Here is a 21341-nt window from a genome sequence, read left to right on the forward strand (position 1 = left end):
GAAAAAGCGCCGTAATAAACGGCGAAACCCGGGACTTCGAAAATGACCAGACAGACCGCCACCATGACGTCTTTTGCCAATCATATGCCGGATGTGGTGGCAATCCGCCGCCACTTGCACCGTCACCCTGAAATAGGCCTCTCCGAGTTCAAGACCTCGGATTTCATTGCCGAACAATTGCTGGCGATGGGGTACGAGGTAACGCGCGGGCTCGCCGGCACTGGCGTTGTCGCCACGCTGCGCAATGGTGACAGCACGCGCACGCTTGGCATTCGAGCCGATATCGACGCCCTGCCGATCCACGAAGAAACGGGGGCGGAGTATGCGAGCGCCAATCAGGGCGTGATGCATGCCTGCGGCCATGATGGCCATACTGCCATGCTTCTCGGCGCAGCGAAGATCATAGCCGAACGCAGGAATTTTAACGGAACACTGCATCTGATCTTCCAGCCGGCGGAGGAAAATTTCGGCGGCGCCCGCATCATGATCGAGGACGGCCTGTTCGACCGCTTTCCCTGCGATGCGGTTTTTGCACTCCACAACGACCCTGGGCTGCCCTTCGGGCACTTCGTGCTGCGCGACGGACCGATCCTTGCCGCGGTCGACGAGTGCAAGATCACCGTCAACGGTTATGGCGGCCACGGTGCCGAACCGCAGGATGCCGCTGACCCTATCGTTGCCGGGGCAAGCATCATCATGGCGCTGCAAACGGTGGTTTCACGCAACATCCATCCGCAGCTGTCGGCGGTCGTCACCGTTGGCGCCTTCCATGCCGGTGCTGCCAGCAACGTCATTCCCGAAACGGCGGAAATGCTACTGACCATCCGTTCCTTCGATCCGGGCGTGCGCGATGAGCTGGAAAAGCGCATTCGGGCGATAGCCGAAGGCCAGGCGGCCAGCTACGGCATGAGCGTGACAATCGATTACGAGCGCGGTTATAATGCAACCGTCAACCACAGGGCGGAAACGGATTATGTCGCCGATCTCGCCCGCCGTTTTGCCGGGCCTGAAAAGGTCGCAGAAATGCAGCGCCCATCGATGGGCGCGGAAGACTTTGCCTACATGCTGGAGAAACGGCCGGGCTGTTATTTCTTCCTCGGCACCGCACGAACCGACAACGACCCGCCGTTGCACCATCCAAAATTTGATTTCAACGACGAAATCCTGCCAATCGGAACCGCTTTCTGGGTCGATCTTGCGGAAGATTACCTGAAGTCGTGAATGGGAATGAAAAAGGCCGGTCGGAGGAGCGACCGGCCTTTTGTTCTCAAATTACCTGATCAGAAGATCGGGAGGATCAGGGAACGAGACCGAATATGACGGCAGCGACAAAGGCCATGCAGACGCCGACGAGAGCCGCATGAACCGAATCTTTCCAGTTGCGCGGCGACTGGGGCTGCGAAACAAAGTCTTTTACTTTTCCTGCCTTGGAATAAGACATTGTACACTCCCTTCCTGCTCGGCCCTTCAAAGCGGGCATTGCTTATTTCACTGGTAGAATAGCTTTATTCCCCACTGTTTCAGTAGAGATAATATTCCATAAGATAGGTGCATCGGGAAAAATACGGATTGCAACTTGCCGGACGGCAAGCATCAATCTACCCATTGCGCGGCATCAGCGCGACGGGGCGCTTTCCGTCTGAAGGCAATGCGGACACGGAAAATACCATGACAGATATCGACGCCATCATCATTGGAGCCGGTGTGATCGGCCTGGCGACAGCGCGAGAACTCGCTATGCGCGGCCACTCCGTCGTCATCCTGGAAAGCGAAAAGGAATTTGGCTCGGTCACTTCCTCCCGCAACAGCGAAGTCATCCACGCAGGCCTTTATTACCCGCCTGGAAGCCTCAAGGCCCGACTTTGCGTGGAGGGCAAGGAGCGTCTTTATGCTTTCTGCCAGAGCCACGGCGTTGCTCATCGCCGCTGCGGCAAACTTATCGTCGCCACGAGCCATGAAGAGACGGCCATGCTCGCCACTCTCCAGGAGAAGGGCAAGGCCAACGGATGTAACGATCTTGAGCTGATTGATGAACGACAGGCGGTTTTACTCGAACCCGCGCTCACCTGCGTTGCAGCCCTTACCTCACCTTCGACCGGTATCATCGACAGTCACGGATACATGCTGGCGCTGTTCGGAGACGCACAGGATCACGGCGCAGCCATGGCCGTCAACGCCCCCTTCGAAAGGGCGGAAGTGGCGGGCGATGGTTTTCGGATCCACGTCGGCGGCGCGGAGCCCACCAGCCTGACGTGCCGGCTGCTCATCAATTCCGCCGGACTTGTTGCGCCGATGGTGGCAAGAAAGATAGAGGGATTGCCGGAGGATGGTATCCCGCAGGCGCGTTTCGCCAAGGGCAGCTATTTTTCGCTGGCCGGCAAGTCACCCTTTTCAAGGCTCATCTATCCGGCACCTCATACTCATGGCCTTGGCGTACATCTCACCCTCGATCTTGCTGGCCAGGCTCGTTTCGGCCCGGATGTGGAGTGGGTGGACGCCATCGATTACGCCGTCGATCCCCAACGCATGGAAGGTTTTGATGATGCGATACGGCGTTATTGGCCGCGCCTTCCCGACCATGCGCTGATCCCGGCCTATTCTGGAATCCGGCCGAAGATTTCAGGTCCGGACGAACCCGCTATGGATTTCCGCATTGACGGGCCGGAAACGCATGGCGTCAACGGTCTCGTCAATCTCTTCGGCATCGAAAGCCCCGGCCTTACTGCCTCGCTGGCCATCGCCAACGAGGTCGCGGCGCGGCTTGGGGCTTGATCCCAACCCGCTCAGCCGAAACGGGACAGCGCACCCGTCATGACCTCCGGATCGACATTGCCGCCGGAAGCGACTGCGATCACCGTTTCACTCTCCAGTTCATCGCCATGGAAGAGGGCCGCCGCCAGGGCCACCGCCCCACCGGGCTCAACGACGATCTTCAGCCGGTTGAAGGCGAGAACCATTGCCCGCAGCGCTTCCTCTTCGGTCACGGCGATGCCTTTCCCGCAAAGCCCAACCATGATCGGGAAGGTGATGTTACCGGGCTGCGGCGTAACGATCGCATCGCAGATCGAACCCGAGGTCGTGGCGTTCCGCTCGATCTTGCCCGAGGCAAGAGAGCGTGCCACATCATCGAACCGCTCCGGTTCCGAAGTCCTGACCTTATAGTTCGGTGCTTTCGCTGCAAGCGCAAGGGATATGCCGGATGTAAGGCCACCGCCGCCGCACGGCACCAGGATCTCGGCTGAATCGATACCCAGTTCCGCGCCCTGTTCAGCAATCTCCAGCCCCACCGTCCCCTGCCCGGCAATGACCAGCGGTTCGTCATAAGGCCTGATCAGCGTCAACCCGCGCTCGCGCGAAATGCGGTCCCCAATGGCATCGCGATCCTCATTCGCGCGGTCATAAAGCACCACCTCCGCGCCATAAGCACGGGTATTGTCGATTTTGATCTTCGGTGCATCCATCGGCATGATGATGACGGCGGGAACGCCGTGGAGGCTGGCGGCAAGCGCCACGCCCTGCGCATGGTTACCGGAGGAAAAGGCGATGACGCCTTTGGCGCGGACCTCCGCAGGCAGGCCTGAGACGGCCGACCAGCCGCCACGAAACTTGAAGGAACCCGTTCTTTGCAGGCATTCAGCTTTTACGAAGAGCTTTCGCCCGGCAATCTCGTCCAGAAAAGGTGATGAGAGAAGCGGCGTGCGAACCGCTTGAGTGCCGATGCGCTCCCGCGCGGCTTCTATCATCGAAATATCGGTCATGTCCTGCCCCTATAATGCGGATGTGCAGGCACCTTATGAGGTCGCACGCATTTACGAAACCGCCTGAAAAGAAAAATCCCCGGACGTGGCCGGGGATTCTGGTCGTGTGATCAATGATTGTGCCGGGGCATCTTCTCGGCAATGCGGCGGAAATCCGCGGCGCCTTCGAGAACCGCGCCGTCCGAAAGCTGCGTTACCGACTGACGATAAATGCGCTGCCAGGGCGTCGCATCCGCGGGAACAGCCGGAATGCCGTCTGCCTTGCGGGCTGCAAGCTCCTCATCCGGCACCAGCACGTTACACTCGCCCTTGTTGAAGTCGATGCGGATCACATCGCCCGTGCGAAGCCACGCCAGGCCACCGCCGGCCGCACTTTCGGGCGAGGCGTTGAGAATGGACGGGCTGTCCGCCGTTCCCGATTGCCGGCCGTCACCGATCGTCGGCAGGCTGGTGATTCCTTTTTTCAAAAGCGCGTCCGGCGGCTGCATGTTGACGACCTCGGCCGAACCCGGCCAGCCAAGCGGCCCCGCACCACGAATGACGAGAATGGTACGCTCATCAATATTAAGGGACGGATCATTGATGCGGGCGTGATAGTCTTCCGAACCGTCAAAAACCACGCATCTGCCCTCGAAAATTCCCTCGTGGCCCGGCTCATTGAGATAACGCTGCCGGAACTCCGCCGAGATCACGCTCGTCTTCATGATGGCGAAATCAAACAGATTGCCCTTGAGAACCAGGAAACCTGCCCGTTCCTTCAGCGGCTTGTCGTAAGGAAGGATCACATCTCGGTCGGTCGATTCCCGACCTTCCAGATTTTCCGCCACAGTTCTACCGGTCACGGTCCGACAGCTTCCATCGAGCTTGCCCGCCTGCAGAAGCTCCCACATGATGGCAGGCGTGCCGCCGGCTCGGTGATATTTCTCACCGAGCCATTTGCCGGCCGGCTGTATGTTGGCCAACAGCGGAATATCGTAACCGTGAACCTGCCAGTCCTCTTCACGGAGTTCAACGCCCGCATGTTTCGCCATCGCCGCGAGATGCGGTTGAGCATTGGTGGAGCCACCGATTGCCGAGTTAACGCGGATCGCGTTCAGGAAGGCTTCGCGCGTCATGATGTCCGAGGGCTTGATATTCTCAACAACCAGTTCAACGGCGCGGCGGCCGGTGCGATAGGCCATCTGGCCGCGTTCACGGTAAGCGGCGGGGATTGCGCCGCAGCCGGTAAGCGACATGCCAAGCGCTTCCGCGATGGCGTTCATGGTCGACGCCGTGCCCATGGTGTTGCAATGCCCGACCGATGGCGCGGATTCCAGCGCCGCCTGCAGAAACTCCTCCCGGGTGATTTCGCCAGCGCCATACTTGCGGCGCATGCGCCAGATCACAGTGCCGGAACCGACCAGATCGCCCTCATGATAACCGTCGAGCATCGGTCCGCCGGAGAGCACGATGGCCGGGATATCGACCGTGCTTGCCGCCATCAATGCCGAGGGCGTGGTCTTGTCGCAGCCCGTCGTTAACACGACACCGTCGAGCGGATAACCGTAAAGCACTTCCACGAGGCTGAGATAGGCAAGATTGCGGTCGAGCGCTGCCGTCGGGCGCTTGCAGTTTTCGAACATCGGATGGGTCGGGAATTCGATAGGAATACCGCCCGCATCACGGATGCCGTCGCGCACACGCTTCACCAACTCCACATGGACGCGGTTGCAGGGCGTAAGATCGCTGCCGCTCTGGGCGATGCCGATCACCGGCTTGCCGGAACGCAGTTCTTCCGGCGTTACGCCATAATTCATGAAGCGCTCCAGATAGAGCGCCGTCATGTCGAGATGATCAGGATTGTCGAACCAGTCCTGTGATCGCAGCCGGCGCATGGGTGTCTTCTCGTCGCTCATAAGCCTGCCTCAGCCCTGTTCGCGGTTGTTGAGTTTTTCGAGGTAAAGCAGGATGCCGCTGTGATCGATATCGGCACCGCCGTCACCGACGAAGTCGTCGAATTCCCGCGTCACCTGCTGCGTAAGCGGCAGGGTAAGCGACAGGTCCTTCGCGGTTGCCAACACGCCATTCAGATCCTTGAGCTGGAATTTGGATGGACCACCCGGCACGAAATTGCGCTTCACCATGCGTTCGCCATGCAATTCCAGTATCCGGCTTTCGGCAAAGCCGCCACGTATGGCATTGCGGAAACCTTCGCGAGAGGCTCCTCCCGCTTCCACCAGCATCATCGCTTCGGCAACCGCGCCGATCGTAATGGCGACGATCTGCTGGTTGGCGAGCTTGCAGAGCTGGCCGGCACCCGAGGGACCCACATAGGTGAGCCGGCCCATCGGTGCAAAGACATCAGCAAGATCCGCGATCAGCGCCTCGTCTCCACCGGCCATGATGGCGAGCGTACCGGCCGTCGCGCCCGGCACACCGCCCGAAACCGGTGCATCGACGTGATGGATGCCAAGCGCCTGAAGCCGGGAGGAGTGTTCACGCGCGATCGGCGGCGCAATCGAGCTGCTGTCGATGACGACAGCCCCCTTTTTCAGCGCTTCGGCCACACCGGCCTCGAACAGCACCTCGCCCACGGCCTTGCCGTCACTCAGCATGGTGATGACAATATCGGCGCCCTTGGCTGCATCTGCCGGCGATGCCGCGACGACCGCGCCATCGGCAACAAGAGCCTCGGCCTTATCGACACTGCGGTTCCAGACCGTGACCGAAAAGCCCGCACCCAGCAGGCGCCGGGCCATCGGCCCTCCCATCAGGCCGGTGCCGATAAAGGCGACCGAGCGCTTCTTCTCCTCCCCGCCGCCACTCATTTCAGTGAACCTCCCAGTTCGTCCTCAATATGAACCTGAATAATCTCTTCGAAGGAGCTTTCCGCCGTAAAGCCCAGTTCGCGGGCACGCTTGGCTTCGAAACCGGGTGCCCAGCCTTCGCACATGCGCATGATCATCTCGTTCGGCTCGCGACGGATGAGGGCGACGGCCTTTTCCCCCGCCACCTTGCGCAGTGCCTCAATCTGTTCGCCGACGGTGGCGCTGAGGCCCGGCATCGACAGGTTGCGGCGCGGGCCGACCTTTTCGACGTCGATCGTGGCGCCATGAATAAGGAAACCGACGGCGGAACGCGGCGAGGCGTGCCAGTGGCGAATGCTTTCCGGCACCGGCAGAACCGCCTCCTGGCCAACCAGCGGCTCACGCAGGATATTGGAGAAGAAGCCGGAGGCAGCCGCATTCGGCTTGCCGGGACGAATGCAGATGGTGGGAAGGCGAATGCCGATGCCGTCAAAGAAACCGCGGCGGCTGTAGTCGGACAGGAGCAATTCGCAGATAGCCTTCTGCGTACCGTAGCTGGTCAGCGGCGTGGTGTGGAATTCGTCCGGGATCGGATAGGGAAGCGGCGCACCGAAGACGGCGATCGAGGAGGTGAAGACCACGCGCGGCTTGTAGCCATCCTTGCCGTTGGCAAGGCGGATGGCATCGAAGAGATAACGCGTGCCGTCGAGATTGATGCGGTAGCCCTTGTCGAAATCGAGTTCGGCTTCGCCGGAGACGATGGCGGCAAGGTGGAAGATGACATCCGGACGGGCTTCGACCAGCTTTTCGGCTTCGCCAGGTGCGGAAAGATCGGCCGCGCGCGCATCGACGGCACCGGAAAAACCGGCGGGCGCTTCGGGCTGGAACACGTCGATAAGCGTGAATTTCTCCACCGCCTTGCCACCCAGTGACCCTTCCTTGACGAGACGCTGCGTCAGCTTGCGGCCCACCATGCCAGCGGCGCCAATAATTGCGATATGCATGTCTTCCTCCTCTTTGTCCCGGTCGTTCTCCCGAGACCGAAAAAACATCATCAGCCAACCGACCGATAAATTAGCTTGTAAGGTTGTCTGATAACCTTATATGATCGAGTTGAAAATAGTATTTTTTCACAAACCGGCAAAAGCAAGGGCGAAGAAGCCTTGCCCGGACATTTCAGGGCGGATTGAGCGGAGAGGGTGGAATGACGATCGTCAGCGAACACGATATCGGGGAATTGCGATTCTCGCTGAAGAACAGGTTGGGCGAGGCTTTGGTGCTCACGTCGCCGGAGGACATGCTGCGTTATTGCCGGGACTGGCATGGCGACGTCACCAGTTCGGCTGTAGCCGTGATCCGTCCCCGGTCGACGGAGGAAGTATCTGATACGGTGCGCGCCTGCGCCGAACTCGGACTCGCCATCATCCCTCAGGGCGGTAATACCGGTCTTGTACTCGGCGGCATTCCCGATGCGCCTAAACGCCAGGTCGTTCTTAGCCTCGAGCGCATGAACGCCATCCGCACCATAGACAGCGATGATTTTTCCGCCGTCGTGGAAGCGGGCTGCATTCTCTCGGAATTCAAGGACGCGGTGCAGGACAAGGGTATGTTCTTCCCGCTATCACTTGGGGCCCAGGGTAGCTGCCGTATAGGCGGTAATGTCTCCACAAATGCCGGCGGCATCAATGTGCTGCGGTACGGGATGACGCGCGAACTGGTCCTGGGTCTCGAAGTGGTGCTACCGGATGGCACTATCTGGAATGGGCTGTCGACGCTGCGCAAGGATAATCGCGGCATCGACCTGAAGCAGCTTTTCATCGGTGCGGAAGGAACGCTCGGCATTATCACCGCCGTTGCCGTCAAGCTCTACCCTAATCCGGAACATGTCGAAACGGCGCTGCTCGGCCTCAATTCGCTTGACGATGCCATCAAGCTTTACCGTCGCGCCCGTCGCGAATGCTGCGACCTGATGTCTGCCTTCGAATTTATGCCGCCGGTCGCCTTCACGCTGGCGATCGAGGCAATCCCCGACCTTAAAATGCCGATCGCCGGTGACTACCCGGCCTATGTGCTGATGGAAATTTCAGGCTCCGGCCTGGTCGACACGGCAGACCTGATGGGCCGCTTCCTCGAAGGCGTCATGGAAGACGGGCTGGTGCTGGATGGCGTCATCGCATCGTCACGGGCGCAGGCGCAATCTCTTTGGCTATTCCGCGAAGGCATGAACGAAGGCCAGGCGCTGCGCGGCAGCCATATGCGCACCGATATTTCCGTACCGCTGTCAAAACTCGCGGCTTTCGTGGCCGAAGCTGAAGCGGAACTGGCGGAAAAACTGCCGGAGTGCCTCGCTGTTTCCTACGGCCATGTGGGAGACGGAAACGTTCACCTCAACGTACTGCCGCCGAACGGCTCGACGCCGGAAGAGCGCGAAGCATTCATCTACAAGTCCAAAACGCTCGTCAATGACGTCCTCGACCGTTACGTCGGCAGCATCAGCGCCGAGCACGGCATCGGCCGGTTGAAACGCTCGGATTTCGAAAGCCGGCTATCTGACGTGCAGCGGCGGATGATCACTGGCCTGAAAAACACCTTCGACCCTGATTTGCGGATGAATCCCGGTTGCCAGATAACCCTGCAACCGGATAGCTAATCAAGGTACGGCAGAGGCGGCTGAAAAACGCCGCCTTAAAAAACCCCGCTGACGGCGAAGGAGGAAGTCGTCTGCAGCGGGAAAAACGAACCAATCGTTTCTGTGGAACGGGAGCAACCATGACGCTGGAGTTCAATCAGATACATCGCAATGACCATCTCCCCGGCCGCATCGCCGCAGAGATCGCACGCGAGATCAACGATTCGAAACTCGGGCCGGGCGACAGGCTGCCGACTGAACATGTGCTGGCAAAAACCTTCGGGGTGAGCCGCTCTGTCATCCGCGAGGCGATAGCACAATTGCGCAATGAAGGTTTCGTCGAAACCCGGCAGGGCGTGGGCGCATTCGTCACCGATCCCCGGCAGAGACTGTCCATCCGTATCGAGCGCTCCCGGCTGAACGATCCGGAGAACTTCCGCGATCTTTTCCAGCTTCGCATGCCGCTGGAAATAGAAGCAGCAGGGCTGGCGGCATTGCATCGCAGCCCGCAGCAGTTGGCGCGACTGGCCGCGGCACTGGAAAAGATGAAAACCGCCGACGATTGGTCGACGGAAGGCGTTGCCGCCGATCTGGACTTCCACCGTATTCTGGCTGAGGCCACACAAAACGAATATTTCCTGATGTTCCTCGGCTTCATTGCGGAGCGCATCAGTTCCGCCATCAACATCGCTTTCTCCCGGGCGGTTTTTGGGGAAATTCTCGAGGTAACGATTGCCGAACATGTGGCAATTTACGAGGCCGTGGAAAAAGCTGATGCGCCCGCGGCCAAGAGCGCGATGCGCAAGCATCTGATTGGTGCGGCGAGCCGCGTCAATCTGGAGCTGGATATATTTTGACTGGAAAAAGTCACTGGCAGTCAAGCTATAGGACAGGTTTCCGCGCTTCATGAGCGATACATGATAAATTTGTCCGTGAGACCGCTAGACTCGCTCGAAAAGTCATACTAAGAAGAATAAGATTAGGTTGTCAGACATCCAGACAATAAGACCGCAGGAGGCGGCCTGTCGGAAGTCTGAAAGGGGAGGATATACATGGCCGGCGTAAGGTCGATCGACGCTACCGCAATTTTGCCTGAGGATTATGAAAACGCTTTGCTCGTCGGCCGCGTCTGGTCGAAAAGCGAAGGCGGCCCCTGCCCCGTCCTCCTCAAGGATGGCGTGCTTTATGACCTCACGTCTGTTTCTCCAACCATGTCAGAGCTTCTGGAGAAGACCGACCTGGTGGAGCAGCTCAAGGACACCGGTACTTTCGTCGCCTTAGGCGCGCTGGACGCGTTTCTGGACGGCTCAGCTGGCGATCTCCTCGCTCCCAACGATATTCAGGCCGTCAAGGCTGCAGGTGTCACCTTCGCCGACAGCATGCTGGAACGCGTGATCGAGGAACAGGCCAAGGGCGATCCGCTGCGTGCGCAGGAAATTCGCGGACGGCTGGCGCCTGTTCTTGGCGACAATCTCAAGGGACTTGAGGCCGGCTCAGAAAAAGCCGCCGAGGTGAAAAAACTGCTCCAGGAAATGGGCCTCTGGTCGCAATATCTGGAAGTGGGCATCGGCCCGGATGCGGAAATCTTCTCCAAGGCGCAGGCCATGGCCTCCGTCGGCTGCGGTGCCCTGATCGGCGTCCATCCCAAATCGCAGTGGAACAACCCTGAGCCGGAAGTGGTATTGGCCATCACCTCTGACGGTCACATTGTCGGCGCGACGCTCGGCAACGACGTCAACCTGCGCGATTTCGAAGGCCGCTCCGCCCTGCTGCTCAGCAAGGCTAAGGACAACAATGCCTCCTGCGCAATCGGCCCGTTCATCCGCCTGTTCGATGGCAACTTCAGCATTGAAGATGTGAAGAAGGCGCAGATTTCGCTTCTGGTCGAAGGAGAGGATGGTTTCACCATGACGGGCGTCAGCCCCATGGAGGCGATCAGCCGCACGCCGGAAAACCTCGCTTCGCAGCTCTTGAACCGTAACCACCAATATCCTGACGGCGCAGTCTTTTTCCTTGGCACGATGTTCGCGCCGGTAAAGGACCGCCATGGCCCAGGTCTCGGCTTCACCCATTCAAAGGGTGACCGTGTCGAAATCTCCACGCCCAAGCTCGGTAAGCTGATCAACTGGGTCACGACGACTGACGAATGCCCGGAATGGACGTTCGGCACCGCGGCACTGATGCGCAACCTGGCGAAACGAGGGCTGCTCTAGATATTTCTTCGGGAGGGGAAAATGCAAAAGACCATCAATCTTTTTTACCGGATTCTCGAAATCATTCTCGTCGCGCTGCTTGCCGGCATGTCGATCATGGTCTTCGTCAACGTCGTCATGCGTTACACGATGAATTCCGGCATCAATGTCTCGGAAGAGCTGTCACGCTATTTCTTCGTGTGGCTGACCTTCCTCGGCGCGGTGCTGACCTTCCGCGAGAACAGCCATATGGGCATTGAAACGCTCGTGATGTTTCTGTCGCGCCGCGCCCGCATCGTCTGCATGATCATCTCGAACATCATCATTCTGGCCTGTTCCGCCATCTTCTTCTGGGGCACCTGGAAACAGTCCGGCATCAACGCCAGCATGCACGCCCCGGTCACCAAGCTCTCCATGATCTGGGTCTATGGCATCGGCATGTTCACGGGTGGCCTGATGTTCGTGATCGCGCTGGAACGCCTGTACCGCCTTCTGACGGGCCGCGTGACGGAAGACGAAATCGCCCAGTTTGCGGGCGAGAACCTGACGATCGAACAGCTTTCGGAGCGCTGATACCATGACACTTTTCGTTTTTGTCGGCTCTCTTCTGGGAGCCATGGCCATTGGCGTTCCCGTCGCTTTCTCGCTGATGTTCTGTGGCGTCGTGCTCATGTGGTACATGGGCATGTTCAACACCGCTATCATCGCGCAGAACATGATCTCGGGCGCAGACACCTTCACCCTGCTTGCCATCCCCTTCTTCATCCTCGCTGGCGAACTGATGAATTCCGGCGGCCTGTCCCGCCGCATCATCGACTTTGCGATCGCGCTGGTCGGCCACATCAGGGGCGGCCTCGGCATCGTGGCCATCGTCGCTGCCATCATCATGGCCAGCATCTCCGGTTCGGCCGCAGCCGATACCGCAGCCCTCGCCGCAATCCTCATCCCGATGATGGCGAAGGCCGGTTACAATATTCCGCGCTCCGGCGGCCTGATCGCAGCCGGCGGTATCATCGCCCCGGTCATTCCACCGTCCATGGCGTTCATCGTCTTCGGTGTCGCCGCTAACGTTTCGATCACCCAGCTTTTCCTTGCCGGTATCGTACCCGGTATTCTGATGGGCATCTCACTGATCGTCGCCTGGCTGATCGTGGTGCGCAAGGACGACGTCAAGCCGCTGCCGAAAACCACGGCCAAGGAACGCGTTACAGCCACGGCCCGCGCCGGCTGGGCGCTCGGCATGCCCGTCATCATCCTCGGCGGTATCAAGGCCGGCATCATGACGCCGACGGAAGCCGCCGTCGTGGCTGCCGCCTATGCGCTTTTCGTCGGCATGGTGATCTACCGCGAACTGAAGCCGGCTGACCTGTTCCACGTGCTGCTGCGCGCCGCGAAGAGCACCTCGATCATCATGTTCCTGGTCTGCGCGGCCCTCGTCTCCGCATGGCTCATTACGGCGGCAAACATTCCGAACGAAGTTGCCGGTTACATCGAGCCGCTGATCGACCGTCCGATGCTGCTGATGGCTGTCATCATGGTGCTGGTCTTCGTCGTCGGCACCGCGCTTGACCTGACGCCGACCATCCTGATCCTGACGCCAGTTCTGATGCCCATCATCAAGCAGGCGGGCATCGACCCGGTCTATTTCGGTGTTCTCTTCATCATCAACAACGCCATCGGCCTGATTACCCCGCCGGTTGGCGTGGTGCTGAACGTCGTCAGCGGCGTCGGCCGCATCCCGCTCGGCAAGGTCACGATCGGTGTCTGGCCCTTCCTCGTCGCCGAAACCATCGTGCTGGCGCTGCTGGTGATTTTCCCGGACATCGTCCTCGTGCCTCTGCAGTACCTACGTTAAGTGAAACTTTTTCTCGACCACAGTCCAAGGGAGGATATTATGAGAAAGCTTCTTCTGACCACCACGGCAATCGCCTTCGCAGTCGGCGCGGCAGCGCCGGCAATGGCCGAATTCAACAGCCGCAACATCCGCGTTTCGAACGGTATCAACCAGGATCATCCCGTCGGCAACGGCATCAAGGCCATGCAGGCCTGCCTCGACGACAAGTCCGGCGGCAAGCTGAAACTGACGGCATTCTGGGGTGGCGCTCTCGGCGGTGACCTTCAGGCGACACAGGCCCTGCGCTCCGGCGTTCAGGAAGCGGTCGTCACGTCGTCCTCGCCGCTCGTCGGTCTCATCCCGTCGCTGGGCGTCTTCGACCTGCCATTCCTCTTCGCCAATGCCAAGGAAGCCGATGCCGTCATGGACGGCGCCTTCGGCGACATGATGAACAAGAAGCTGGAAGAACAGGGCCTCGTAAACCTCGCTTACTGGGAAAACGGCTTCCGCAACCTGTCGAACTCCAAGCATGCCGTCAACAAGTGGGAAGATTTCTCGGGCCTCAAGGTCCGCGTGATGCAGAACAACATCTTCCTCGACACCTTCCAGAACCTCGGTGCAAACGCTACGCCGATGGCTTTCGGCGAAGTCTTCTCGGCGCTTGAGACCAACGCGATCGATGCCCAGGAAAACCCCTATGTGACGATCGACACCTCGAAGTTCTACGAGGTGCAGAAGTACATCACGGAGACGAACCACGCTTACACGCCGTTCCTCTTCCTCTTCTCCAAGCCGATCTTCGACAGCTACACGCCGGAAGAACAGGCAGCCCTGCGCGAATGCGCAGTCGTGGGTCGTGACGAAGAGCGCAAGGTCATCCGCGAACTGAACCAGAAGTCGCTGGAAAAGATCAAGGCTGCCGGCCTCGAGGTGAACTCGCTGTCTGCCGAAGAGCAGGCGCGTATCCGCGAAAAGTCGATGGTCGTTTACGAAAAGCACAAGGCTGAAATCGGCGCCGACGTCGTTGACGCCGTTCTGGCGGACCTCAAGAAGATCCGCGGCCAGTAAGCGTTACAGCCTACGATGAAAAACACCCGGAGGTTCGCCTCCGGGTGTTTTTGTTTGTGAGGACAGTCAATAGAAAAAGGCTGCCGAAGCAGCCTCTCAGTTCACGCCGTGCGGTTTTGCCGGTTGGCGATGAGGTCCTCGACGACAGCAGGATCAGCGAGCGTCGACGTATCTCCCAGCGCACCAAAATCATCCTCGGCGATCTTGCGCAGGATGCGCCGCATGATCTTGCCGGAACGGGTCTTCGGCAGGCCGGGCGCGAACTGGATCTTATCGGGTGTCGCAACCGGTCCGATCTCGTTGCGCACGTGTTTTACCAGCTCTTCGCGCAGCGCATAGTCGCCGTTCTGGCCTGCCATCAGCGTGACATAACAATAGATGCCCTGCCCCTTGATCGGATGCGGATAACCGACCACGGCCGCTTCCGAAACCTGATGATGCGACACCAGCGCCGATTCCACCTCGGCCGTGCCAAGACGATGACCGGAAACGTTCAGCACGTCATCGACGCGGCCGGTGATCCAGTAATAACCATCCTCATCGCGCCGGCAGCCATCACCGGTGAAATACTTGCCCTTGTAGGTGGAGAAGTAGGTGTCGATGAAGCGCTGATGATCGCCATAGACGGAGCGCGACTGGCCCGGCCAGCTGTCGATGATGCAGAGATTGCCGTCTGCCGGCCCCTCCAGCACATTGCCTTCGGCATCGACAAGCTGCGGCTGCACACCGAAGAACGGCCTTGTCGCCGAGCCGGGTTTCAGATCGGTCGCACCCGGCAGCGGCGAGATGAGAATGCCGCCGGTTTCCGTCTGCCACCATGTATCGACGATCGGGCTCTTGTCCTCACCGACAACATGGTAATACCACTCCCATGCTTCCGGGTTGATCGGCTCGCCCACGGTGCCGAGAAGACGGATGCTGGAGCGCGACGAGCGCTGGACGAACTGGTCACCCGCACCCATCAGCGATCTGAGCGCTGTCGGCGCCGTGTAGAAGATGTTGACCTTGTGCTTGTCGATGACTTCCCAGAAACGGCCCTGATCCGGAAAATTGGGAACACCTTCGAACATCAGCGTCGTCGCGCAATTGGCCAGCGGTCCATAGACTATATAAGAGTGTCCCGTGACCCAGCCGACATCGGCCGTACACCAGTAGACCTCGCCATCCTTGTAATCGAAGACATATTCATGCGTCATCGACGTATAGACGAGGTAGCCGCCCGTGGTGTGCAGCACGCCCTTTGGCTTGCCGGTAGAGCCCGACGTATAGAGGATGAACAGCGGATCTTCCGCGCGCATCTTCACAGGCGGGCAATCCGGTTTCACCGTGGCGATTTCCTGGTGGTACCAGATGTCGCGGCCCGGCGCCCAGCCGGTCTTGCCGCCGGTTCGGCGAACGACCAGAACCTTGTTGACAATGACATATTGCTTGGCGGCGATATCGATCGCCTTGTCGGTATTTTCTTTCAGCGGTATCGGCTTGCCGCCGCGCACACCTTCATCGCAGGTAATGACGAAGGTCGACTGGCAGTCAACGATGCGGCCCGCCAGCGCTTCCGGCGAGAAACCGCCGAAAACGACCGAATGGATCGCCCCGATGCGCGCACAGGCGAGCATCGCATAGGCTGCCTCCGGTATCATCGGCATATAGATGGTGACGCGGTCGCCCTTCTTGACGCCGTGCTTCTTCAGCACATTCGCCAGACGGCAGACGTAATCATAAAGCTGGTTATAGGTGATCTTCTTGTCGATATAGGGGTTATCGCCTTCCCAGATGATCGCGGTGCGCTCGCCATGCGTCTTCAGATGCCGGTCAATACAGTTGTAGGAGACGTTGGTGAGGCCGTCCTCGAACCACTTGATTGGCACCCTGCCCTTGAAGGACGTATTCTTGACCTTGGTGTAAGGCTTGAACCAGTCGATCCGACGGCCATGCTTGTCCCAGAATTTTTCTGGATCCTCGACGCTCTCCTGGTACCATTTCTGGTAACGCTCATTGTCGATGAGCGTGCGGGCTTTCGCCGACTTGAGCACCGGGTAGATTTTGGCAGACATGAACTCCTCCTGGAACCGGGTATGGCTTCTGACGCGGCCCGAGACTCCCACCTCAGGCATGTGTTGAATTCATAGCAGGTCAATTGCACACGGCAATTAGACAAAGGTCATTTGTTTCGCAAAGAATTGCAATTATGATGCAATCCGGTTATAGAGCGGCAATATCCCGGAAATCAGTGGTTGATACCACGCCCGCGACACCGGCGCGGACGGACAGAAGGACTGTATCTATGGCTCAACAATTGCTCATGCCAAAGGCAACGGCTGTATGGCTGGTTGACAACACCGCGCTGTCGTTCGATCAGATCGCCACGTTCTGCAAACTGCACCCGCTTGAAGTCAAGGCAATTGCCGACGGTGAAGCCGCGCAGGGCATCAAGGGCCTCGACCCGATCGCCACCGGACAGCTTTCCCGCGATGAAATCGCCCGCGCCGAAGGCAACCCGAACCACAAGCTGAAGCTTTCCGAGCCGAAGGTGCGCGTGCCGGAATCCAAGCGTCGCGGCCCGCGCTACACGCCGGTTTCCAAGCGTCAGGACCGTCCGAACGCCATTCTCTGGCTCGTTCGCAACCACCCGGAACTGAAGGATGCGCAGATTTCGCGTCTCGTCGGCACCACGAAGTCGACCATTGAGCAAATCCGCGACCGCACCCACTGGAACTCGGCAAACCTGACGCCGATGGACCCGGTCACACTCGGCCTCTGCAGCCAGATCGATCTCGACCTCGAAGTTGAACGCGCCTCGCGTGGCCGTCCGCTGCCGACCGCCGAAGAGCTGGACAACACATTGCAGCCGGCGACGGCAACGGAAGGCCTGGATTACAACTTCCAGCGCGAAGAAGACGAACAGATCGACGCCGATGCGGTCTTCAAGAAGCTCTCCTCGCTGAAATCCACGCAGAAGGACGAAGACGAGGACGATCAGTACTGATCGACGTTTTCGAATGCTTGAAACCCGGCCTCAGCGCCGGGTTTTTTGTTTATGGCCTTATCGCGTGCCGAAGATCGCCGAGCCCACACGAACACTGGTCGCGCCGAATTCGACGGCCGTTTCGAAATCCCCGGACATGCCCATGGAGAGTTTTTCCAGGCCACATTGCTTGGCAAGCTTCGCCAGCAGCGCAAAATGCGGACCAGGATTTTCATCTGCCGGCGGAATGCACATCAGCCCCTCGACCAACAATTTCAACTCGTCCCGGCAAAATGCCACGAAAGCGATGGTCTCACGCGGATCGATGCCCGCCTTTTGCGGCTCAAGCCCGGTATTGACCTGCACATAAAAACGAAGTTTGCGGCCCTGTTTGCCGCATTCCTCGGCAAGCGCACGGGCGATCTTTTCGCGGTCGACGCTTTCGACGACGTCAAATAATGCCACGGCGTCCGCAGCCTTGTTGGACTGCAATGGGCCGATCAGATGCAGTTCTATGCCATCAGTCTTCTCTTTCAGCGCCGGCCACTTGCCCTGCGCCTCCTGCACGCGGTTCTCTCCGAACACGCGCTGGCCGGCATCGATGACCGGCTGGATCGCCTCCGCTTCGAAGGTCTTCGATACCGCGACGAGGGCAACATCTGCCGCCTTGCGGTTGGATTTTTCCGCCACATCCGCAATGCGCTGCCTGACATCCTGAAGTCGTGCTTCGATTTCCATCACAAGACCTTTTTTAACCGTTCGAACCGCTAACTAGACGCCGAATCCCTTGATGCCAAGCGCCTTTAGCACCATTTGAGGCACGCTGGCCAAGATTGCACCGCCGAACGCCCCGCCAAACTTGACGCCCCGGTCGTTTCATGGTGAAGGTCAGCGCACATTTTTCCCCTCGATACCCGGAATTTTAGACAATGGCCATCGAACGTTACAATCCTCGCGACGCCGAGCCGCGCTGGCAGCAAAAATGGAACGAAGACAAGGTCTTCGTGACAGACAACAGCGATCCGCGTGAGAAATATTACGTTCTGGAGATGTTCCCCTATCCGTCGGGTCGCATCCACATGGGCCATGTCCGCAACTATGCCATGGGCGACGTCGTCGCCCGCTACAAGCGCGCCCGCGGTTTCAACGTCTTGCACCCGATGGGTTGGGACGCCTTCGGCATGCCGGCCGAAAACGCCGCCATGCAGAACAAGGTTCACCCGAAAGATTGGACCTACCAGAACATCGCCACCATGCGCGGTCAGCTGAAATCCATGGGCCTGTCCTTGGACTGGACCCGCGAATTCGCGACCTGCGATGTGGAATATTATCATCGCCAGCAGGCACTGTTCGTTGACTTCATGGAAAAGGGTCTGGTCTACCGCAAGCAGTCGAAGGTCAACTGGGACCCGGTCGACCATACCGTTCTGGCCAATGAGCAGGTCATCGACGGCCGCGGCTGGCGCTCCGGTGCGCTGGTCGAACAGCGCGAGCTGACGCAATGGTTCTTCCGCATCACCGATTTCAGCCAGGACCTGCTGGACGAGCTGGACACGCTGGATCAGTGGCCGGAAAAAGTGCGCCTGATGCAGAAGAACTGGATCGGCCGTTCCGAAGGCCTGTCGCTGCGCTGGCAGACTGTTGCTGACACGGCACCGGAAGGCTTCTCTGACATCACGGTTTACACCACACGCCCCGACACGCTGTTCGGCGCCTCCTTCCTGGCCATTGCCGCCGACCATCCGCTGGCGAAAGAACTGTCGGAAAAAAATCCTGCGATCGCCGAATTCTGCGATGAATGCCGCCGCCATGGAACCTCTCTGGCCGCGCTGGAAACGGCTGAAAAGAAAGGCATCGATACCGGCGTCAAAGTCGTCCATCCGCTGGATCCGACCTGGGAACTGCCGGTCTACGTCGCCAATTTCGTGTTGATGGATTACGGTACCGGCGCGATCTTCGGTTGCCCTTCCGGCGACCAGCGCGACCTGGACTTCGCCCGCAAATACGGCCTGCCGGTCGTGGCGGTCGTCGCCCCTGAGGGCCCGGATGCGGAAAGCTTCACGGTCGATGACACCGCCTACACCGACGACGGCGTGATGATTAACTCCGGCTTCCTGAATGGCATGAAAACGACGGATGCCTTCGAGGCAGTCGTGCAGAAGCTGTCGGCGCAGACGCTGGACAACGCGCCTCAGGCCGAGCGCAAGGTCAATTTCCGTCTGCGCGACTGGGGCATTTCCCGCCAGCGTTACTGGGGCTGCCCGATCCCGGTCATTCATTGCGAAGTCTGCGGCGTCGTGCCGGTCCCGAAAAAGGACCTGCCCGTCAAGCTGCCCGACGATGTGACCTTCGACGTGCCCGGCAACCCGCTGGACCGGCATCCGACCTGGCGTCACGTCGCCTGCCCGCAATGCGGCCATGACGCGCGTCGTGAAACCGACACGATGGACACCTTCGTCGATTCCAGCTGGTATTACACGCGCTTCACGGCACCCTGGGAAGACGCACCGACCGACCCGAAGGTCGCCAACCACTGGCTGCCTGTGGATCAGTATATCGGCGGCATCGAGCACGCGATCCTGCACCTGCTCTATTCGCGCTTCTTCACCCGTGCGATGCGCGAAACAGGTCATGTCGATGTCAAGGAGCCGTTCAAGGGTCTGTTCACCCAGGGCATGGTGGTTCATGAGACCTACAGCCGTGGTGAAGGCACTGCACGCGAATGGGTGCCACCTGCAGATCTGCGGATTGAGGAAACCGACGGCACACGCCGCGCCTTCCTGCTGTCATCCGGTGAAGAGGTGAAGATCGGCTCGATCGAGAAGATGTCGAAGTCGAAAAAGAACGTGGTCGATCCTGATGATATCATCGCATCGTACGGCGCCGATACCGCACGCTTTTTCGTCCTGTCGGACTCGCCGCCGGATCGTGATGTGATTTGGTCCGAATCGGGCGTCGAGGGCGCGAACCGCTTCGTACAACGCGTCTGGCGCATCATCGGTGAAGCTGCCGAGGAGCTGAAATCCGTCAGGCCGAAGCCTGCAACCGAGGGTGAAGGGCTGGCGGCCTCCAAGGCGGCCCACAAGACGCTGAAGGCTGTTCAGGAAGATCTGGACAAGCTCGCCTTCAACAAGGCCATTGCCCGCATCTATGAACTGGTCAACGCGCTCGCCGGTCCGCTTGCGGATGTCGCTGCGGGCGGCAAATCCGACGACGTCAAGGCAGCAGCGCGTGACGCCGTCGAAATCCTGATCCGCATCATCGCCCCCATGACGCCACACCTGGCGGAAGAATGCTGGGCGGCGCTGGGCAATGAAGGCCTGGTGGCTGAGGCGTCATGGCCGACCTTCGTGCCTTCGCTGGTCGAGGAAAACGACGTGGTCATGCCCGTGCAGGTCAATGGCAAGAAGCGCGGCGAATTGACAATCGCGCGCGATGCGGATCAAGATGCGGTCCGCGCGGCTGCCCTTGCTCTGGATGCCGTCAAATCTCTTCTTGCCGGCGGCGAGCCCAAGAAAGTCATCGTGGTTCCGCAGAGGATTGTGAACATTGTTGTCTGACGTTTTTTCGAGATGGAGCCGCGTCGCGGCAGCAATTTCCGTCGTGATGATGGCTGGTCTTCTGGCGGGCTGCCAGGTGCGCCCGCTCTATGGCGAGGCTTCCGGGACCAAGGAAAGGTTGGCGGCCGTCAGCGTCTCCGATATCGGTGGCAGAGTTGGACAGGAAGTTCGCAACCAGCTAATCTTCCTTCTGGCTGGCGGCGCTGGGCAGCCGACGACGGCGCAATATAACGTCAAGGTTTCGGTCAGCTCGAGCGCTTCCTCGACAGAGGTGCAGAATTACGACCTAACCACACGGACGAACAACAATTACGACGGGCCGTATCCAGGCCGTGTCATCATGAGCGGCCAATACGTGCTGACGCGCATTTCCGACGGTCAGATTCTGCGCTCCGCACGCCGCAGCGTGACGGCGCAGGTGGATCTGCCACAGCAGGAATTCGCCAAGATCCGGGCGACCCGCGACGCCGAAAACCGTGCGGCGCGCGAACTTGCCGAAATCATCCGCACCGACATCGCCGCCACCCTCGGCCGCTGAGAGCGGCGGCC

General features: G+C 59.5%; 18 protein-coding genes. 11 read left to right on the forward strand and 7 right to left on the reverse strand.

The annotated features are described in order from the left end of the window. Window positions 1–42 precede the first annotated feature (42 nt). A complete protein-coding gene (locus FHW77_RS19700) occupies window positions 43–1221 on the forward strand; it encodes a M20 aminoacylase family protein (RefSeq protein WP_004443996.1) in 1179 nt (392 codons plus the stop codon). 76 nt (window positions 1222–1297) lie between these two features. Here FHW77_RS19700 and FHW77_RS19705 read toward each other — a convergent pair whose 3' ends face one another. Further along, window positions 1298–1441, reverse strand: a complete 144-nt coding sequence (locus FHW77_RS19705; RefSeq protein ID WP_004443999.1) for a hypothetical protein — start codon at window positions 1439–1441, stop codon at window positions 1298–1300. 227 nt (window positions 1442–1668) lie between these two features. Here FHW77_RS19705 and FHW77_RS19710 point away from each other — a divergent pair, with 227 nt between their 5' ends. Next, complete coding sequence (locus tag FHW77_RS19710; RefSeq protein WP_004444001.1) at window positions 1669–2772, forward strand: NAD(P)/FAD-dependent oxidoreductase; 1104 nt, start codon at window positions 1669–1671, stop codon at window positions 2770–2772. Between the two features lie 11 nt (window positions 2773–2783). Here FHW77_RS19710 and FHW77_RS19715 read toward each other — a convergent pair whose 3' ends face one another. From FHW77_RS19715 to denD, 4 genes are all read right to left on the reverse strand, one after another. Further along, window positions 2784–3758 (reverse strand): threonine ammonia-lyase, encoded by a 975-nt coding sequence (locus tag FHW77_RS19715; RefSeq protein ID WP_004444004.1) that lies wholly within the window; start codon window positions 3756–3758, stop codon window positions 2784–2786. A gap of 110 nt (window positions 3759–3868) precedes the next feature. Next, window positions 3869–5653: an IlvD/Edd family dehydratase gene (locus tag FHW77_RS19720; protein ID WP_004444006.1), complete on the reverse strand. Its 1785-nt coding sequence runs from the start codon at window positions 5651–5653 to the stop codon at window positions 3869–3871. A gap of 9 nt (window positions 5654–5662) precedes the next feature. Continuing rightward, the gene (locus FHW77_RS19725; RefSeq protein WP_004444009.1) at window positions 5663–6565 is read right to left on the reverse strand and encodes an NAD(P)-dependent oxidoreductase; all 903 of its coding nucleotides are present in this window, start codon (window positions 6563–6565) and stop codon (window positions 5663–5665) included. Beyond that, window positions 6562–7548 (reverse strand): D-erythronate dehydrogenase, encoded by a 987-nt coding sequence (gene denD, locus FHW77_RS19730; RefSeq protein ID WP_004444012.1) that lies wholly within the window; start codon window positions 7546–7548, stop codon window positions 6562–6564. The genes FHW77_RS19725 and denD overlap by 4 nt, the downstream gene beginning before the upstream one ends. Window positions 7549–7748: 200 nt before the next feature. Here denD and FHW77_RS19735 point away from each other — a divergent pair, with 200 nt between their 5' ends. From FHW77_RS19735 to FHW77_RS19760, 6 genes are all read left to right on the forward strand, one after another. Beyond that, complete coding sequence (locus FHW77_RS19735) at window positions 7749–9194, forward strand: FAD-binding oxidoreductase (RefSeq protein WP_004444014.1); 1446 nt, start codon at window positions 7749–7751, stop codon at window positions 9192–9194. Window positions 9195–9313: 119 nt separating this feature from the next. After that, window positions 9314–10030: a FadR/GntR family transcriptional regulator gene (locus tag FHW77_RS19740; protein WP_004444017.1), complete on the forward strand. Its 717-nt coding sequence runs from the start codon at window positions 9314–9316 to the stop codon at window positions 10028–10030. A gap of 195 nt (window positions 10031–10225) precedes the next feature. After that, on the forward strand, window positions 10226–11386 hold the full coding sequence (locus tag FHW77_RS19745; RefSeq protein WP_004444019.1) for a fumarylacetoacetate hydrolase family protein: 1161 nt from the start codon (window positions 10226–10228) through the stop codon (window positions 11384–11386). A gap of 21 nt (window positions 11387–11407) precedes the next feature. Then, the gene (locus tag FHW77_RS19750) at window positions 11408–11938 is read left to right on the forward strand and encodes a TRAP transporter small permease (protein ID WP_004444021.1); all 531 of its coding nucleotides are present in this window, start codon (window positions 11408–11410) and stop codon (window positions 11936–11938) included. Between the two features lie 4 nt (window positions 11939–11942). Then, complete coding sequence (locus FHW77_RS19755) at window positions 11943–13220, forward strand: TRAP transporter large permease (protein WP_004444023.1); 1278 nt, start codon at window positions 11943–11945, stop codon at window positions 13218–13220. 39 nt (window positions 13221–13259) lie between these two features. Continuing rightward, window positions 13260–14267 carry a TRAP transporter substrate-binding protein gene (locus FHW77_RS19760; protein ID WP_004444024.1) on the forward strand — a complete coding sequence of 336 codons (1008 nt, stop codon included), beginning with the start codon at window positions 13260–13262 and terminating at the stop codon, window positions 14265–14267. Window positions 14268–14368: 101 nt separating this feature from the next. On the opposite strand, the gene acs is transcribed toward FHW77_RS19760, so the two are convergent. After that, window positions 14369–16321 carry an acetate--CoA ligase gene (gene acs / locus FHW77_RS19765; RefSeq protein WP_004444026.1) on the reverse strand — a complete coding sequence of 651 codons (1953 nt, stop codon included), beginning with the start codon at window positions 16319–16321 and terminating at the stop codon, window positions 14369–14371. A 230-nt stretch (window positions 16322–16551) separates the two neighbouring features. On the opposite strand from acs, the gene FHW77_RS19770 reads away from it, so the two are divergent. After that, window positions 16552–17253 carry a DUF1013 domain-containing protein gene (locus FHW77_RS19770; protein ID WP_004444027.1) on the forward strand — a complete coding sequence of 234 codons (702 nt, stop codon included), beginning with the start codon at window positions 16552–16554 and terminating at the stop codon, window positions 17251–17253. Window positions 17254–17310: 57 nt separating this feature from the next. Here FHW77_RS19770 and FHW77_RS19775 read toward each other — a convergent pair whose 3' ends face one another. Continuing rightward, on the reverse strand, window positions 17311–17970 hold the full coding sequence (locus FHW77_RS19775) for a YggS family pyridoxal phosphate-dependent enzyme (RefSeq protein WP_004444031.1): 660 nt from the start codon (window positions 17968–17970) through the stop codon (window positions 17311–17313). 191 nt (window positions 17971–18161) lie between these two features. On the opposite strand from FHW77_RS19775, the gene leuS reads away from it, so the two are divergent. Together leuS and lptE are read left to right on the forward strand one after the other, a co-directional pair. Next, window positions 18162–20792: a leucine--tRNA ligase gene (leuS, locus tag FHW77_RS19780; protein WP_004444033.1), complete on the forward strand. Its 2631-nt coding sequence runs from the start codon at window positions 18162–18164 to the stop codon at window positions 20790–20792. After that, window positions 20785–21330 carry an LPS assembly lipoprotein LptE gene (gene lptE / locus FHW77_RS19785; protein WP_006698300.1) on the forward strand — a complete coding sequence of 182 codons (546 nt, stop codon included), beginning with the start codon at window positions 20785–20787 and terminating at the stop codon, window positions 21328–21330. The genes leuS and lptE overlap by 8 nt, the downstream gene beginning before the upstream one ends. Window positions 21331–21341: the final 11 nt, after the last annotated feature.

The organism is Agrobacterium sp. RC10-4-1, from assembly GCF_014138475.1.
GTDB lineage: Bacteria > Pseudomonadota > Alphaproteobacteria > Rhizobiales > Rhizobiaceae > Agrobacterium > Agrobacterium pusense.